The sequence below is a fragment of the Kocuria sp. CPCC 205263 genome (genome assembly GCF_040981075.1).
GTDB lineage: Bacteria > Actinomycetota > Actinomycetes > Actinomycetales > Micrococcaceae > Kocuria > Kocuria rosea.
Map to the genome: position 1 here is coordinate 49,399 of NZ_JAVKPV010000007.1, position 16,044 is coordinate 65,442.

General features: G+C 74.3%; 15 protein-coding genes and 1 pseudogene. 5 read left to right on the plus strand and 11 right to left on the minus strand.

The annotated features are described in order from the left end of the window. Positions 1-96: 96 nt before the first annotated feature. The 7 genes from RF647_RS12625 to RF647_RS12655 are packed head-to-tail and all read right to left on the minus strand — an operon-like array spanning position 97 to position 7,759. Positions 97-1,050 (minus strand): ABC transporter permease, encoded by a 954-nt coding sequence (locus RF647_RS12625; RefSeq protein WP_368812008.1) that lies wholly within the window; start codon positions 1,048-1,050, stop codon positions 97-99. Beyond that, a complete protein-coding gene (locus tag RF647_RS12630) occupies positions 1,040-1,795 on the minus strand; it encodes an ABC transporter ATP-binding protein (protein ID WP_368812144.1) in 756 nt (251 codons plus the stop codon). Before RF647_RS12630 ends, RF647_RS12625 begins: the two co-directional genes overlap by 11 nt. 5 nt (positions 1,796-1,800) lie before the next feature. Next, the gene (locus RF647_RS12635) at positions 1,801-2,946 is read right to left on the minus strand and encodes an ABC transporter substrate-binding protein (protein WP_368812009.1); all 1,146 of its coding nucleotides are present in this window, start codon (positions 2,944-2,946) and stop codon (positions 1,801-1,803) included. 1 nt (position 2,947) lies between these two features. After that, the gene (locus RF647_RS12640; protein ID WP_368812010.1) at positions 2,948-4,339 is read right to left on the minus strand and encodes a sulfate adenylyltransferase subunit 1; all 1,392 of its coding nucleotides are present in this window, start codon (positions 4,337-4,339) and stop codon (positions 2,948-2,950) included. Positions 4,340-4,341: 2 nt separating this feature from the next. Then, positions 4,342-5,274: a sulfate adenylyltransferase subunit CysD gene (gene cysD / locus RF647_RS12645; protein ID WP_368812145.1), complete on the minus strand. Its 933-nt coding sequence runs from the start codon at positions 5,272-5,274 to the stop codon at positions 4,342-4,344. Between the two features lie 26 nt (positions 5,275-5,300). Continuing rightward, a complete protein-coding gene (locus tag RF647_RS12650; RefSeq protein WP_368812011.1) occupies positions 5,301-6,068 on the minus strand; it encodes a phosphoadenylyl-sulfate reductase in 768 nt (255 codons plus the stop codon). Next, positions 6,065-7,759: a nitrite/sulfite reductase gene (locus RF647_RS12655; protein ID WP_368812012.1), complete on the minus strand. Its 1,695-nt coding sequence runs from the start codon at positions 7,757-7,759 to the stop codon at positions 6,065-6,067. The genes RF647_RS12650 and RF647_RS12655 overlap by 4 nt, the downstream gene beginning before the upstream one ends. A 277-nt stretch (positions 7,760-8,036) precedes the next feature. On the opposite strand from RF647_RS12655, the gene RF647_RS12660 reads away from it, so the two are divergent. Further along, a complete protein-coding gene (locus RF647_RS12660) occupies positions 8,037-9,506 on the plus strand; it encodes an NCS2 family permease (RefSeq protein ID WP_368812013.1) in 1,470 nt (489 codons plus the stop codon). Continuing rightward, entirely contained in the window at positions 9,503-9,892 is a 390-nt protein-coding gene (locus tag RF647_RS12665) for a YchJ family protein (RefSeq protein ID WP_368812014.1), read from the plus strand. Before RF647_RS12660 ends, RF647_RS12665 begins: the two co-directional genes overlap by 4 nt. 10 nt (positions 9,893-9,902) lie before the next feature. Here the strand turns inward: RF647_RS12665 and RF647_RS12670 are convergent, their stop codons facing one another. The 3 genes from RF647_RS12670 to RF647_RS12680 form a co-directional block, all read right to left on the minus strand. Continuing rightward, positions 9,903-10,268, minus strand: coding sequence for a VOC family protein (locus RF647_RS12670; RefSeq protein ID WP_109243008.1), 366 nt, complete (start codon positions 10,266-10,268; stop codon positions 9,903-9,905). 9 nt (positions 10,269-10,277) lie between these two features. Continuing rightward, a complete protein-coding gene (locus RF647_RS12675; protein ID WP_368812015.1) occupies positions 10,278-11,162 on the minus strand; it encodes an SDR family NAD(P)-dependent oxidoreductase in 885 nt (294 codons plus the stop codon). Positions 11,163-11,273: 111 nt separating this feature from the next. Then, positions 11,274-12,299, minus strand: coding sequence for an AraC family transcriptional regulator (locus RF647_RS12680; protein WP_368812016.1), 1,026 nt, complete (start codon positions 12,297-12,299; stop codon positions 11,274-11,276). A gap of 69 nt (positions 12,300-12,368) precedes the next feature. Here RF647_RS12680 and RF647_RS12685 point away from each other — a divergent pair, with 69 nt between their 5' ends. Further along, a complete protein-coding gene (locus tag RF647_RS12685; protein ID WP_368812017.1) occupies positions 12,369-13,916 on the plus strand; it encodes a flavin-containing monooxygenase in 1,548 nt (515 codons plus the stop codon). Continuing rightward, the gene (locus tag RF647_RS12690) at positions 13,913-14,848 is read left to right on the plus strand and encodes an alpha/beta fold hydrolase (RefSeq protein WP_368812018.1); all 936 of its coding nucleotides are present in this window, start codon (positions 13,913-13,915) and stop codon (positions 14,846-14,848) included. The genes RF647_RS12685 and RF647_RS12690 overlap by 4 nt, the downstream gene beginning before the upstream one ends. 336 nt (positions 14,849-15,184) lie before the next feature. Here the strand turns inward: RF647_RS12690 and RF647_RS12695 are convergent. Beyond that, a pseudogene (locus RF647_RS12695) lies at positions 15,185-15,863 on the minus strand (transcriptional regulator). A gap of 33 nt (positions 15,864-15,896) precedes the next feature. On the opposite strand from RF647_RS12695, the gene RF647_RS12700 reads away from it, so the two are divergent. After that, on the plus strand, positions 15,897-16,028 hold the full coding sequence (locus RF647_RS12700; RefSeq protein WP_368812149.1) for a hypothetical protein: 132 nt from the start codon (positions 15,897-15,899) through the stop codon (positions 16,026-16,028). Positions 16,029-16,044: the final 16 nt, after the last annotated feature.

Consider the following 16,044-nt stretch of genomic DNA (forward strand, 5'->3'; position numbering starts at 1 on the left):
GCTTCCTTTCGATTGCGCGCACGGCGTCCGCCGCGCGCATCGTAGACCGGGTACAAGGGTAGTGAATCCGGCGCAGAATCTCCTGGGTGCGGAGGCTCACGAGCGGTGGCCGAGCAGCCCTCGCCCGCGCAGCAGGCGCCGTTCCACGGGGTTGAAGAACAGCAGCTCCACGAGGATGCCCACGGCGAGGATCGCGAGCACCGCGACCATCACCACGGCCATGTTCGACACGGTCCTGCCCTGGGCGAGCAGGGAGCCGAGGCCGAAGCCGATGGAGCCGCCGATCGCGATGAGCTCGGCGCCCATGAGCGAGCGCCACGAGAACGCCCAGCCCTGCTTGAGGCCGGCGACGTAGCCGGGCAGGGCCGCGGGCAGCACGATCCGGCTCGCCATCGTCCAGCCCGACGCCCCGAGCACGTGCCCGGCGCGGCGCAGCTGTGGCGGGATCTGGTCCACGCCCGCGAGCATGCCGTTGACGATAGAGGGGACCGCGCCCATGAGCACCACGAAGTACACGGTGGCGTCGGACAGGCCGAACCAGATGATCGCGGCGGGCACCCACGCTACGGAGGGCAGCACCTGCAGCCCGGAGATGAGCGGGCCGACGGCGTTGCGCAGCCCCTGCCACTGGGCCACCAGCAGGCCCAGCGGGGTGGCGACGGCCACCGCGATCAGGAACCCGCTGATCCCGCGCCACAGGCTGGTGCCCAGCGCGCCCAGCACCGTGCCGTCGGAGAGCAGCACGGCGACCTGGCGGGCGACGTCGAGCGGGCCCGGCACCACGTCCGGGCGGGGCCCGAAGACGGCGACGAGCAGCTGCCACAGCAGCAGGGCGAACAGCAGGGCCACCAGCGGCGGGGCCACCTTGGTGCGCAGCACCTCAGCCCCTGACGTGCGGCGGGTGCGCTCGGTCTGCAGGGCGTCGAGCCCGGCGAGCTCGTCCCCGGCGGGGCTCGGGCGGGCGCCGGACGGGGCCGGCGGGGGCGCTGCGGCGGGGCGCGCCACGGCGGGCCGGGCCGGGACGGAGGGTGCGGCGGTCTCAGGCGGCATGGCGGCTGATCTCCTCCCGGAGTCGTGCGGTGATCGTGCGGGTCAGTTCTCCGAGGGTGTCGTCGAGGGACTGGGCGTTGCCCTCGAAGCCGTAGGCGTCGGGGTCCTTCCAGGGGCGGGTGTCCCACTCCTGGACGATCCGTCCCGGCCGGGAGGACATGAGCAGCACCCGCTGGCCCAGGCGCACGGCCTCGCCGACGTTGTGCGTGATGAACACGATCGTGCGGCCGGTTGCGCGCCAGATCCGCAGCAGCTCCTCGTGCAGCAGGTCCCGGGTGATGGCGTCCAGCGCGGAGAACGGCTCGTCCATGAGCAGCACCTCCCGATCCTGGGCGAGCGCCCGGGCCAGGGCCACGCGCTGGCGCATCCCGCCGGAAAGCTCGTGCGGGCGCTTGTCCGCGGCGTGGCCGAGCCGGACGAGCTCGAGCAGCTCGCGCGCCCGCTCGGGGCGCTCGGCCCGCGGCATGCCGCGCAGCTCGAGAGCGAGCTCCACGTTGCGGCGGGCGCTCAGCCACGGGAAGAGGGCGGCGTCCTGGAACATCAGGGCCGCACCCTCGGCCGGGACGGTCACGGAGCCGCCGGTGGGCTCCTCGAGTCCCGCCACGATGTTGAGCAGCGTGGACTTGCCGCAGCCGGAGGCGCCGAGCAGCGCCACGAACTGACCGCGCTCCACCTCCAGGTCCACGTCCTCCAGGACAGGACCGTCCGCGGGGCCGAAGCTCTTGCTCAGCCCGTCGAGCCGGATCGCGGTCACGGTGCCTCCTCCCCCGCCGGCGCGGACGGGCGGGCCTGCTCCAGGAACCGCTCGTCCACGATCCCCTCGAGCGGGGCGTCCTGGGTGGTGCCGGCCGCGACGCCGTCGGCGAGCAGCGCGGGGTAGGTCCCGGTGAGCGGGTCGACCGTCCACTCGAGCGCGCCGAGCGCGTCGATCAGGGTGGCCTGCGGCAGGGCTTCGGTGCCGGCCTCCACGAGCCCGGCGTTGAGGGTGCCGGCCACCGTCACGGGGTCGTCCTCGTGGGCGTCGAGCCAGTCCACGGACCGCTCCAGACCGCGGACGAGGCGCTCGACGGTCTGCGGGTGCCGCGCGAGGTAGTCCTGGCGGACCACGAGCACCGTGGTGGGGAACCGGCCGTCGGCCCAGAGGTCCCGCTCGTCCACGAGGACGCGGGCGCCCTCCTCCTGGACGGCGCGGGTGGCCCAGGGCTGGGGCAGCCAGCCGCCGTCGATCTGGCCCTGCCGCAGCATCTGCAGCGCCTGCCCGTTGGGCATGGGGGTGATCGCGACGGAGCGCTCCCCGTCGCCGTCGACCCCGTAGCCCTGCCCGGCGAGCCAGGTGCGCAGGGCCACGTCCTGCGTGCCCCCGAACTCGGGGGTCGCCAAGGTGGTCCCCGCGAGGTCGCCCTCGTCCGCGACGTCGCCGGTCACCACGAACTGGGCGCCGCCGGAGGCCGCGCCCGCCACGATCACGAGGGACTCCCCGCCGGACTGCGCGTAGGAGTTGATGGCCGGGCTCGGACCCACGAACGCGGCGTCCAGGGTCCCGGCGTTCATGGCCTCCACGGCGGTGGGCCCGCTGCCGAAGACCTGGGTGGACAGCGCGGTCCCGCCCAGCTCCCTGGCGAACAGGTCCTCCTCGAGCCCCACCAGGGCGGGCCCGTGGGTGAGGTTGCCGAAGTAGCCCAGCCGCAGCTCGGCGGCGTCGGAGGTCTCCGCCGAGGCCTGTTCCCACGCCTCGAGGGTCCCGTCGGCGCGCAGCCACGTGGCGGCCGCCGTGAGGGCGGTCAGGAGCACGAGCGCGGTCAGCACCAGCGGCCAGCCGGGGCGGCGGGACGCGGCGGGACGCCCGCCGCTGCCGGCCGTCACCGTGACGAGGGCCGGCGGCTGCTGCCCGCCCACCTCAGGCTTCCCGCACGAGCCCGGCGGCGAGCGTGTTGCCCGTGGCCGGGTCGACGACCAGGAAGGCGCCGGTGCGCCGCAGCCGGTCGTAGGGGTCGACGGGCAGCGGGGAGGCCAGCCGCAGCCGGACCCGCCCGATGTCGTTGAGCTCGAGGGTGCCGGCGTCCCGCAACACCAGCTCCTCGAGGTCCAGACGTCCCTCGAGCTCGAGGACCATGGCCTGGACCGTGGCGGCGCCGTGCTTGACGAGCACGCGGGCGCGGGGCTGCAGGGGCCGCTCGCCGAGCCAGGCCACCGAGGCGACGAGGTCCCGGACGGGCTCCGGCAGCTCGTCGTCGGCGCTCGCGACGAGGTCGCCGCGGGCGATGTCGATGTCGTCGGCCAGCCGCAGCGTCACGGACAGCGGCGCCGCGGCCTCCGTGAGCTGCTCGCCGGGCAGGGGCGCTCCGGGGGCGGGCGCGGTGCCCGCCACGTCGATCCCGGTGACCGTGGTGCGCCGGCCCGCGGGCAGGACCACGACCTCGTCCCCGACCGCCACGGTGCCCGAGGCGATCTGGCCCGCGTAGCCGCGGTAGTCCCGCAGCCGCTCGGCGTCCGCGCCCGGCGCCGTGCCGCCCTGCGGGCGGATGACGTACTGGACGGGGAAGCGGAAGGGGCGGGCGGTGCCGCGGCCGGACTCGTCCACCGTGGGCAGCTCCTCGAGCACCCGCAGCAGCGGCCGCCCGGAGTACCAGGGGGTCCGCGCGGAGGGCTCCACCACGTTGTCGCCCTCGAGGGCGGAGACGGGCACCACGTGCACGTCCTCGACCCCCAGCCGGGCGGCGATGCCCGTGGCGTCCGCCGCGACCCGGTCGAAGACCTCCTGGTCGTAGTCGACGAGGTCGATCTTGTTCACGGCGACCACCACGTGCGGCACGCGCAGCAGGGACACGACGGCCAGGTGCCGCCGGGTCTGCTCGACCACGCCGTGCCGGGCGTCCACCAGGAGCACGACGGCGTCGGCCGTCGAGGCGCCCGTGACCGTGTTCTTCGTGTACTGCACGTGGCCGGGGCAGTCCGCGAGGATGAAGGAGCGGCGGTCCGTGGCGAAGTAGCGGTAGGCCACGTCGATCGTGATCCCCTGCTCCCGCTCGGCGCGCAGGCCGTCGGTGAGCAGGGCGAGGTCGAGCCGGCCCGTGCCGCCGCCGAAGCCGCGCTCGGCGGAGGTCCGGCCCACGGCCTCGAGCTGGTCGGCGAGGATCGCCTTGGCGTCGTGCAGCAGCCGGCCCACCAGGGTGGACTTGCCGTCGTCGACGGAGCCGGCGGTCGCGAACCGGAACAGCGAGCCGGGATCGATCGTGGGGACGTGCTCGGCCGCGGGGGCGTGCCCGGTCACGGTGCTGGGGGAAGTCATGTCTAGAAGTACCCGTCCTTCTTGCGGTCCTCCATGGCGGCCTCGGAGATCCTGTCGTCCGCGCGGGTGGCCCCGCGCTCGGTGAGCGTGGACACGGCGACCTCGGCCACCACGTCGGCCACGGTGCGCGCCCCGGAGAGCACGGCGCCGGTGCAGGACATGTCCCCCACGGTGCGGTAGCGCACGGTCTGCCGCTCCACGGCCTCGGCCGCGGCCGGCGCCGAGAACTCGCCCACGGCCATCCACATCCCGTCCCGGCGGAAGACGTCCCGCTCATGGGCGTAGTAGATGGGCGGCAGCTCGATGTTCTCGCGCTCGATGTAGCGCCAGATGTCCAGCTCGGTCCAGTTGCTGATGGGGAACGCCCGCACGTGCTGGCCGGGGGTGTGCCGGCCGTTGTAGAGGTTCCACAGCTCGGGGCGCTGGTTGCGCGGGTCCCACTGGCCGAACTCGTCGCGCAGGGACAGGATCCGCTCCTTCGCGCGGGCCTTGTCCTCGTCGCGGCGGCCGCCGCCGAACACGGCGTCGAACCGGTGCTCCGCGATGGCGTCCAGCAGCGGGAGGGTCTGCAGCGGGTTGCGGGTGCCGTCGGCGCGCTCGAGCAGCCGGCCGTCGTCGAGGTAGTCCTGCACGCTCGCCACGACCAGCCGCAGGCCGAGCCGCTGCACGGTACGGTCCCGGAACTGCAGCACCTCCGGGAAGTTGTGGCCCGTGTCCACGTGCAGCACGGGGAACGGGATCCGCCCGGGCCAGAAGGCCTTGGCGGCCAGGTGCAGCATGACCACCGAGTCCTTGCCGCCGGAGAACAGCATGGCCGGGCGATCGAACTCCGCCACGACCTCGCGCAGGATGTGGATGGACTCGGCCTCGAGCGCGTCGAGGCTGCTGTGCACGCCGGCCTCCGCGGGGGCCGGGGCGGTGGTGGGGATGGTCACGTTCGCCTCCGTCGTGGTGGGTGCGCTCACAGGTGGATACCGCACTCGATCTTGTCCTGACCGGCCCAGCGGCCCGCGCGCGGGTCCTCGCCCGGGGCGGTGGGCCGCGTGCAGGGGGCGCAGCCGATGGAGAGGTAGCCCTCCGCCATCAGCGGGTTCGTCGGCACGCCATGGTCCTGCGACCACTCGACGAGGTCGTCGAGGGTCCAGCGCACCATGGGGTTGACCTTGACGAGCTTGTGGGTCTCATCGAAGGTCACCATCGGGGCGTTGGTGCGGGTCCAGGACTCGTCCCGGCGCACGCCGGTGAACCACACCTCGTAGCCCTCCAGGGACTTCTTGAGCGGGGCCACCTTGCGGATCGCGCAGCACAGGCCGGGGTCGCGGGCGAAGAGGTCCTTGCCGTGCTTCTCGTCCTGCTCGGCCACGGTCAGCTCCGGGAGGGCGTCGACCACGGTGATGTTGAGCATGTGCGCCACGGCGTCCCGGGTGCCGATGGTCTCCGGGAAGTGGTAGCCGGTCTCGAGGAACAGCACGTCCACGCCGGGCAGCTGCTCGGCGACCAGGGCCGGGAGCACGGCGTCGGCCATCGAGCAGGCCACGGTGACGCTGCGCAGGTCGAAGTTCTCCGCGACCCAGCGGATGGCCTCCTCCGTGGAGGCCTCCCCCTCGGCCGGGACCCGGCCCTCGGCGTCGAGCTCCGCGTGCAGGGCCGCGGCGCCCGCCGCCGCGAGGTCGCGCAGCTGCTGCTCGTCGCGCAGGGCGGGGCGGGTGCCCGTTCCGGTGCCGGTCATGCCAGTTCACTCTCCTCGACCCGGTGGGTCCACTCGGCGAAGCTCTCGTCCTCGGTGCGCTGGGCCAGGAAGCGCCGGACCAGCCGCTCCACGTAGTCGGCCAGGTCGTCCTGGAACACCTTCAGCCCGCGCACGGTCCGGCCCAGGCCGGCCTCCGCGCGGTCGTCGGCGGCGAGCCCGCCGCCCAGGTGGACCTGGTAGCCGGGCTTCTGCCCGCCGTCCTCGGTGGGCAGCAGCTGGCCCTTGAGCCCGATGTCCGCGGTCTGGATGCGGGCGCACGAGTTGGGGCAACCGTTGACGTGCATCGAGATGGGGTGGGGCAGCTCCACGCCGTCGAGCCGCCGCTCGAGCTCGTCGATGGTGTCCGATGCGGTCTGCTTGGTCTCGACGATCGCGAGCTTGCAGTACTCGATGCCGGTGCACGCCACGGTCGAGCGGCGGAACGCGGAGGGCCTCGCCTGCAGGTCCAGGGCGTCGAGGTCGGCGACGGCGTTCTCGACGTCGGCCTCCTCGATGTCGAGCAGCACGAGCTTCTGGTGCGGGGTGGTGCGCAGCCGGTCGGAGCCGTACTTCGCCATCACGTCGGCGAGGGCCAGCAGCTTCGCCCCGGAGACGCGGCCCACGCGCGGGGCCACGCCGATGTAGAACCGGCCGTCCTTCTGCCGGTGCACGCCGATGTGGTCGCCGGGCCCGGCCGCCTTCTCCGGCGCGGGGCCGTCCGCGAGCGCGTAGCCGAGGTACTCGTCCTGGAGCACCTGCCGGAACTTCTCCGGGCCCCAGTCCTGGACCAGGAACTTCAGCCGGGCGCGGTTGCGCAGCCGCCGGTAGCCGTAGTCGCGGAAGATGCTCGTGACGCCCTTCCACACCTCGGGGGCCTGCTCCTCGGTCACGAACGCGCCGAGGCGCTTGCCGAGGAACGGCACCACGGACAGGGCGCCGCCGACCCACAGGTCGTAGCCGGGGCCGAGCTCGGGGTGCACCACGCCCACGAACGCGCAGTCGTTGATCTCGTGCACCACGTCCAGGGACGGGTGGCCGGTGATCGCGGTCTTGTACTTGCGCGGCAGGTTGGAGAACTCCGGGGAGCCGATCCAGGTGGACTTGATCCGCTCGATCACCGGGGTGGGGTCGATGATCTCGTCCTCGGCGATCCCCGCGAGCGGGGAGCCCAGGATCACGCGTGGCACGTCCCCGCACGCCTCGACGGTGTCCAGTCCCGCGTCCTCGAGCCGGCGCCAGATCTCGGGGACGTCCTCCACCCGGATCCAGTGGTACTGGATGTTCTGCCGGTCCGTGATGTCGGCCGAGTCCCGCGCGAAGTCCGCGGAGATCTGCCCGAGCACCCGCAGCTGCTCGCGGGTCAGGGCCCCGCCGTCGAGCCGGACGCGCATCATGAAGTACTCGTCCTCGATCTCGGCGTCGGACAGCGAGCCCGTCCGCCCGCCGTCGATGCCCGGCCGGCGCTGGGTGTAGAGGCCCCACCAGCGGAAGCGCCCGTGCAGGTCCTGGGGGTCGATCGAGGCGAAGCCGTGCTTCGAGTAGACCTCCTCGATCCGGGTGCGCACGTTGAGCCCGTCGTCGGCCTGCTTGAAGACCTCGTTCGGGTTCAGGGGATCCCGGCCGTCGACCTTCCACTGCCCCTCGGGCTTCGGCTTCCGGGCAGCGCGGGGCGCGCGCGTCGTCTGTGTCATGCGCTCGATTGTTCGCGTGTCCCGCTGGACAGTCACGCCGGTCGTCACAAACCGCCATGAACCGTCGTGACGGGACACAGGGGTGGACACGGGGCCCGGCGTGTGCAAGGACACCGGGCCCGCGTCCCGGCGGCGTCCCGTCCCGGCGGGGACGGGCCCCGGCGCGCCCGGACGCAGGGAGGTAGTGTCGTCCCGGTGGCACGCCGGTGCCGCCGTCAGCCCGGGAGCGTCCCCTGTGGAGTCGTGCTCCCTCCCGTCGAGTGCCAGAAGGACCGCCATGGCATCCTCCGCTTCCGTCTCCACCGAGACTCCCTCCGGTCCGCCGCGCAACGGCCTGGACCGCTTCTTCAAGATCAGCGAGCGCGGCTCCTCGGTGACGAGCGAGGTCCGCGGCGGCGTGGCGACGTTCATCGCGATGAGCTACATCGTCGTCCTCAACCCGCTGATCCTCGGCTACGGCCCGGACGGCGCCGGCAACGTCCTGGGCGGCGAGCGCGTCGCCGCCGTGACGGCGCTCGTCGCCGGGGTGCTGACGATCCTCATGGGCGTCGTGGCCCGCGCCCCCTTCGCGATCGCCACGGGCCTGGGCGTCAACGCATTCCTCGCCGTGACGATCGTGACCACCCCGGAGCTCACGTGGCCCCAGGTGATGGGACTGGTCGTGTGGGCGGGCCTGATCATGTTCGTCCTGGTGCTCACCGGCTTCCGCACCGCCGTGTTCAACGCCGTGCCGGCGTCCCTGAAGACCGCCATCGTGGTGGGCATCGGCCTGTTCATCGCCCTGATCGGCTTCGTGAACGCCGGCTTCGTGCGCCGCATCCCGGACGCCGCCGGCACCACCGTGCCCGTGCAGCTCGGCGACGGCGGGACGCTGCTGGGCTGGCCCATGCTCACGTTCGTGGTCGGCCTGCTCCTGACCGTGGCCCTCATCGTCCGCAACGTCCGCGGCGCGATCCTGATCGCCGTGGTCGCCACCACGATCCTCGCCCACGTGCTCGAGGCGGTCGTCCCGTCCGGCTCATCGGTGGACGCCCCCACCGGGTGGTCGCTCGTGGTGCCCGCGGCCCCCACCTCCTTCGTGGCGCTGCCGGACCTCTCCCTCGTGGGCTCGGCCGCCCCGCTCGAGGCGTTCCGGAGCCTCGGGGCGCTCGCCGCGGCGCTGCTGATCTTCACGATCCTGCTCTCCATCTTCTTCGACGCGATGGGCACGATGGTCGGTCTCTCCCAGCAGGCCGGGCTCGTGGGCCGCAACGGGCAGATCCAGAACGTGGACAAGATCCTGCTGGTGGACGCCGCCGGCGCGATCGCCGGCGGCGCGGGCTCCGTGTCCTCCAACCAGATCTTCGTGGAGTCCTCCACCGGCATCGCCGACGGCGCCCGCACCGGCCTGGCCAACGTGGTCACCGGCGTGCTGTTCCTGCTCGCCATGTTCATCACCCCGCTGGTCAACGTGGTGCCGTTCGAGGCCGTGGCCCCGGCTATGGTCGTGGTGGGCTTCCTCATGGCCAAGCAGGTCGTGCGCATCGAGTGGGACGACTGGGGCCTGTCCGTGCCGTCCTTCCTGACGTTCGCTGTCATGCCGTTCACCTACTCGATCGCGGACGGCATCGGCGCGGGCTTCGTCACCTACGTCTTCATCCGCCTCGTGCAGGGCCGCGGCAAGGAGGTCCACCCGCTCATGTACGTGGTGGCGGCGGCCTTCGTGGTGTTCTTCGGCAAGGGCGTGGTCGAGGGCTGGATGGCGTGATCGACGACGACGCCCGCTGCCCCTGCGGCACCGGGGAGACCTACGGCGCGTGCTGCGGGCGCTTCCACGGCGGCCGCCCGGCTCCCACAGCAGAGCTGCTGATGCGCTCGCGGTTCAGCGCCTTCGCCGCCGGGGACGAGGCCTATCTGCTGGCCACGTGGCACCCTGGCACGCGCCCGGGGTCCGTGGACCTGGACGCCGCGCTGCGCTGGACCCGGCTCGACGTCCACGGGGTGACGGGCGGTGGCCCCTTCGACGACGAGGGGTGGGTGGACTTCACCGCGCACCGGCGCGGCCCGGACGGGGCTCGGGGTGCCCAGCGGGAGAACTCCCGGTTCCGGCGCGAGGACGGCCGGTGGTACTACGTGGACGGCGTGCTCGCCTGAGCCTGCCGGCTCAGTCCTCCTCGAGGTCGGAGAGCACGCAGAACTCGTTGCCCTCCGGGTCGGCCAGCACCACCCAGGTCACCTCGGGCCCCTGCCCCACGTCCACGCGGCGGGCGCCGAGGGACTCCAGGCGGGCGACCTCGGAGTCCCGGTCGGTGTCCACGGCCCGCAGGTCGAGGTGCAGCCGGTTCTTGGCGGTCCGGGGCTCGGGGACGACCACGAAGTCGAGGTGCGGGCCGCTGCCCTCCGCGGGCACGATGCCCACGAACCCCTCGGCCTCCGCGTGGACGACGTAGCCCAGGGCGGCGCACCAGAAGCGGGCGAGGGTCTCGGGGTCGCGGCAGTCGACGACGACGGCGGACAGGGTGCTGGTCATGCGCTCAGCCTAGGCCCGGCGACGCCGCCCGGGAAGACGCCGCAGGACCTGGGGCGCATGCTTCAGGACCCGGGGCGCGTGCCGCAGGACCGGCCAGTAGGAGCCCGGGAGGACTCGCGCCACGAGATCCGGCAGCACGGCGCTGGGCGCCACGAGCAGCCGGTTCCGGCGCCGCTCCACCGCCCCCAGGATGTCGGTGGCCGCCCGCTCCGCCGGATAGCTCAGCAGCGCCGCGAAGTCCTCCCGATCCTTCCGCGCCCGCTCCTCCGACACCCCGGCCGGGGTGCGGGCGGTCTCGGCGATCCTGGTCCGGACCCCGCCCGGGTGCACCACGGTGACCCCCACCCGTCCCGCCAGCTCGTGGCGCAGGCCCTCGGAGAACCCGCGCAGGGCGTACTTGCTCGCGGAGTACGCCACCTGCCCGGGCGGGGCGATGAGGCCGAACAGGCTGGAGAGGTTGACCAGGTGGCTGCCGGGGGCGGCGAGCAGGGCGGGCAGCAGCTCGCGGGTGAGCACCACCGGCGCCCGGAAGTTGATGTCCATGAGCCAGTCGAACTCCTCGGCGGAGACCTGCTCGAAGGTCCCGCCCAGGCCCACCCCCGCGTTGTTGACCAGCAGGTCGATCCGCGGGTGCTCGGCCCGGATCCGCTCGGCCACGCCCGGCAGCGCGGACAGCTCGGCGAGGTCGGCCACGACCGTGCGCACCGGCAGGTCCGGGTGCCCCGCGCGGATCGCCCCGGCGACGGTCTCGAGTCCCGCGGCGTCCCGGTCGAGGAGCACCAGGTGGGTGCCGCGGGCGGCGAGGCCGTGGGCCAGCTGCTCGCCGATGCCGGAGGCGGCGCCGGTGAGCACCGCGGTGGCGCCGGCGAAGCGGAAGGGTGCGGACGGGGACACGGGCTGCTCCTGGGGTCGGGGTCGTGGATCGGGGCCTGCTGTCCAGTGTGCGGGCGGGCACCGGTCACCGCTTGACCCTCCGCGACAGGAAGTTGACGCGCGGCGACAGCCTCAGCCGGCCGGGACGGCCCGGCGGCGGACGTCCCGCGGCGGGGCGCCCCACCAGCGGCGGGCGCACCGGGTGAGCGCCGAGGACTCCGAGAGCCCCACGAGCCCGGCGATCTGGCCGAGGGGGACGTCGGTGGTGGTGAGCCAGCGCAGGGCCGCGCTGCGCCGGGTCTCGTCCAGGACGGCGCCGAAGGTGGTGCCCTCCTCGGCGAGCCGGCGCTGCAGGGTGCGGGGGTGCAGGTCCAGCACCCGGGCCACGGCCTCGATCTCCGGGGCCGCAGTGCCGAGCAGCTGCACGAGCACGCCCCGGACCCGTGGTGCCCACGCGGAGCCGGGCCCGGGGAGCTGGGTGTCGAGGAAGGCGAGCGCCACCTGCCGGACCCCGGCGTCCCCGTGCAGCGGGCGGGCGAGCGTGCTGGTGGGGATCCGCAGGAGGACGTCGGGGCGGCCGGTGCGCACGGGCGCTCCGAAGAACTCCTCGTAGACCCGCAGCGGCGCCGCCGGCCGGTGGGCCAGCTCGACCGTGCGCAGCCCGTAGCGGCCGCCCACCAGGGAGCTCAGGGCCCGGTGCAGCAGGCCCAGGCCCAGGTCGGTGCCCTGCGGGCTGCCGCGCCCGGGGTCCCTGGCGGTCGCGGAGGAGCCGCCGTAGCGCACCGCCGTCACCCCGCGGGCCCCGTAGGGGTCCGGCACCAGCGCCAGCTCGAGGGACGGGGCGTGGACGAAGAGGTAGCGGGAGGTGCACTCGAGGGCGTCGCGCACCGTCTCCGAGTGGCGGGCGGCGAGCGCGAGCGGGCCGAGCACCCCCGGGTCCTGCCGGGCGGCGACCCGCAGCCCCAGGTCGGGGCAGGCCAGCTCCCGTGCGGCGGTCTCGAGCACCCGCGCGACGGCCCGCTCGGGGACCAGGAGGTCGTCGGTGTCCAGGGCCGACCGGGGCAGGCCGGCGGCGTCGGCCAGGGCCTCGGCGTTCCCGCCGAGCTCCGCGACCGCGGCGCGGAAGCCGCGCAGACCCGCGGACCGGATGACCGTCATGTCGCCCACAGTCAAGCAATCGTCGCGCAGCGTCAAGTCTTGGCGGGCGCGCCGGGCGATCCTGGAAGCATGCCAGCACCTTCCACCGCCAGCGAGCCGCCCCGCGAGATCCTCGGCGGGACCGACCACCGGGACGTCGTCGTCGTCGGAGCCGGCCTGTCCGGCATCGGCGCGGCCTACCGCCTGCAGACCGAGCGCCCCGAGCTGTCCTACGCCGTGCTGGAGGCCCGGGACGACCTCGGCGGGACCTGGGACCTGTTCCGCTACCCGGGCGTGCGCTCCGACTCGGACATGTTCACGCTCGGCTACTCCTTCAAGCCGTGGCGGGACCCGCAGGCGCTCGCGGACGGCCCGTCGATCCTCGCGTACATCCACGAGACGGCGGAGGAGTTCGGCATCGACCGGCACCTCCGCCTCCGCACCCGGGTGGTCTCGGCAGACTGGTCCCGCGCCGAGCAGCGCTGGAGCCTGGGCCTCGAGGTGCGGGACGAGGACGGCGCCGTCCACCGGCGCACCATGACGTGCTCGTTCCTGTACTCGTGCGCCGGCTACTACGACTACGACCGCGGCCACGACGCCGCACTGCCCGGCCTGGAGGACTTCGACGGCCGGGTGGTGCACCCGCAGTTCTGGCCCGAGGACCTGGACTGGACGGACCGGCGCGTGCTGGTGGTCGGCAGCGGCGCCACCGCCGTGACCCTCGTGCCGGCCATGGCACGGACCGCCGCGGGCGTGACCATGCTGCAGCGCTCCCCCACGTGGATCAGCGCCGTGCCCGGCCGGGACAGGCGGGCCGACGCGCTGCGCCGGCTCCTGCCCGCAGGCCTCGCCCACCGGGTCATCCGCGCCAAGAACATCCTGTTCAGCACGGCCGTGTACCAGTTCTGCCGCCGCCGCCCGGCCGCGGCGCGGGAGTTCTTCACGTCCCGGGCCGCGCGCATCCTCGGCTCCGAGGCGCTCGTGGCCGAGCACTTCACCCCGTCCTACGACCCCTGGGACCAGCGGCTGTGCGCGGTGCCGGACGCGGACCTGTTCAAGGCGCTGAAGCGGGGGCGGGCCGAGGTCGTCACCGGCACGATCGACACGTTCGTGCCCGAGGGGGTCCGGCTGACCGGGGGCCGGGTCCTCGAGGCCGACCTCGTGGTCACCGCCACGGGTCTGCGACTGCTCCCCTTCGGCGGGATCGTCCTGACCGTGGACGGGACGCCGGTGGAGCTCTCCGAGCAGTTCGTGTGGAACGGGGCGATGCTGACCGGCGTGCCGAACTTCGCGCTGTGCATCGGCTACACCAACGCGTCCTGGACCCTGCGCGCGGACCTCACCCACCGGCTGGTGTGCAGGGTGCTGCGGCACCTGGAGCGCCACGACGCCGGGGCCGTGGTGCCGCGCGCCCCGCGAGGCATGGCCGAGCAGCCGCTGCTGGACCTCAGCTCCGGCTACGTCCGGCGCGCGATCGGCGCCTTCCCGCGCCAGGGCGACCGGCACCCGTGGCGGGTGCGGCAGAACTACCTGCTGGACTCAGCGACCACCCTGCGCACCCCGCTCTCCCGCACCCTCGACCTGATCCCCCGCACCGCGGCCCGCCGCGGCGCCCGCCCGCAGGAGGCCCACGCATGACCGACCGACACACCCCCGTCCCCGCCACGGACTCCCCCGCCGACACCCCGGAGGCCACGACGACGACGGTGGAGGTCGCCGGCCGGCCCGTGCGCATCCGCCGCTCCGGGCCCGCGAAGGCGCCGCCGGTCGTGCTGCTGCACGGCATCGGCCGGAGCCTCGAGGACTGGTCGGCCGCCCACGACCTGCTGGCGCGGGACCACTGCGTGCTGAGCATGGATCTCCCCGGCTTCGGGCTCACCCCCGCCGGCCCGAACCGACCGGGGCTCGGGACGTTCGCCCGCGCCGTGGTCGGCGTGCTCGACGCGCTCGGCGAGCAGCGGCCGGTGCACCTCATGGGCAACTCCCTGGGCGGCGCCGTGGCCATGACCCTGGCCGCCGAGCACCCCGGGCGGGTCGCGGGGCTGCTGCTCGCCAACAGCGCCGGGTTCGGCCGGGAGGCCAACGTCTCCCCCCTGCCCATGGTGTGGGCGGGGCTGTCCCGGTTGCCCGTGGTGGGCCGCCGGTTCCGGCCGCTGGCACGGGCCGCCGCGGTGCGGTCGAACCAGAACTGCTTCTTCGACCCGGCCCTGGCCACTCCGGAGCTCCTGCGGCACGCGGCACGGGTGGGCGCCCAGCCGGACTTCCGGGCCACGTTCCTGGGCACCTACCGGAGCATCGGGCTGCCGGTGATCGGCGTCCTGCCCGGCTGGCGGAGGGCGCTGCTGGAGAAGGTGCGGGCCTCGGGCCTGCCCGTGCTCGTGGTGTGGGGCGAGGCCGACGCCGTGCTGCCGGCCCACCACGCCGAGGCCGCGGCCGCCGCCCTGCCCGGCGCCCGGCTGCACGTCTTCCCGGACACCGGGCACATGCCGCAGATCGAGCGCACCCAGGAGCTGGTGGAGCTGGCCCGGGAGTTCGTGGCGTCGGTCGAGGCCTCGCGCGCCTCCCGCTGATCCCCGAGCCCCCGAGCCCACCGGAACTCCGCCGCTGGGACGCCTCCGCGCAGCACACGCGGCGGGTCGCGTTCCGGTGCTCAGCACACGCGGCGGGGCGCGTTCCGGTGCTCAGCACACGCGGCGGGTCGCGTTCCGGCGTTCAGCGCGGCATGTTCTCGCCGATGGCGACCCCTCGGCCAACGGGGGCGCGACGACGGGTGGGCGCCGCAGCTGGCGGGCACGGCGGCCGACAGCACGGCGCTGCTCGCGATGCAGGACTGACCCAGGACGCGCGCGGCACCGGTGCGAGCGGCTCGCACCGGTGCCGCGCCGTGCGCGAGCCGCAGCCCCGGATCAGCGCTCGGGGACGGCGGCCTGCCGGTCGGCCGCCCAGGATCCGAGCAGCCGGAGCCGCTCGGCCGAGGGCGAGCCGGGCTCGGCGGTGTAGATCATCAGGACCTGCCCGGGGTCGGCGGTGACGGCCAGCTCCTCGTAGGCCAGCGTCAGCTCCCCCACCACCGGGTGGCGGAAGCGCTTGGTGCTGCTCCCGTGGGTCCGCACGTCGTGAGCCCCCCACAGGGTGCGGACGGTCTCGCTGCGGGTGGACAGCTCCCCGACCAGGTTCTGCAGGCCCCGGTCGTGCGGGTCGCGGCCGGCCTCGGCGCGCATGATCGCCACGCACATGCCCGCGAACACCTCCCAGTCCGGATAGAACTCCCGGGAGGCCGGATCCAGGAACGGGAACCGGGCCAGGTTGGGGGTGCGTCCGCCGTCCCCGAGCAGCGGGGCGTAGAAGGCGCGCCCCAGGGCGTTGGTGGCCAGGCCGCCTCCAGCACCGAGGCCGAGGCCCGGCGACGGCCCCGCGCTCGAGCTTGGCGTAGTCCTCCACGCTCACCCCGGCCAGGGCCGCCACCTCGGAGCGCCGCAGCCCCGGCACCCGGCGGTTGCCCCTGGCCGGCAGACCGGGCTGGGCCGGAGTGAGCTTGGCCCGGGGCGAGACGAGGAAGTCGCGGACCTCGGTGCGGTTGTCCATCCCGCCAGGGAGGGCGCGGCCGGAGCCGGAGAGGTGCCCTGCCGGTACACCCCCGGCGACGTCCGGGTCGAGGACGTCGACCACACCCTGCCCCTGGAGCAGGCCGCCGAGGGCTACCGGGCCATGGACGAGCGCCGCGCCACCAAGGTCCTGCTCACCCTCTGAGCCCCGGGGCGTCGGC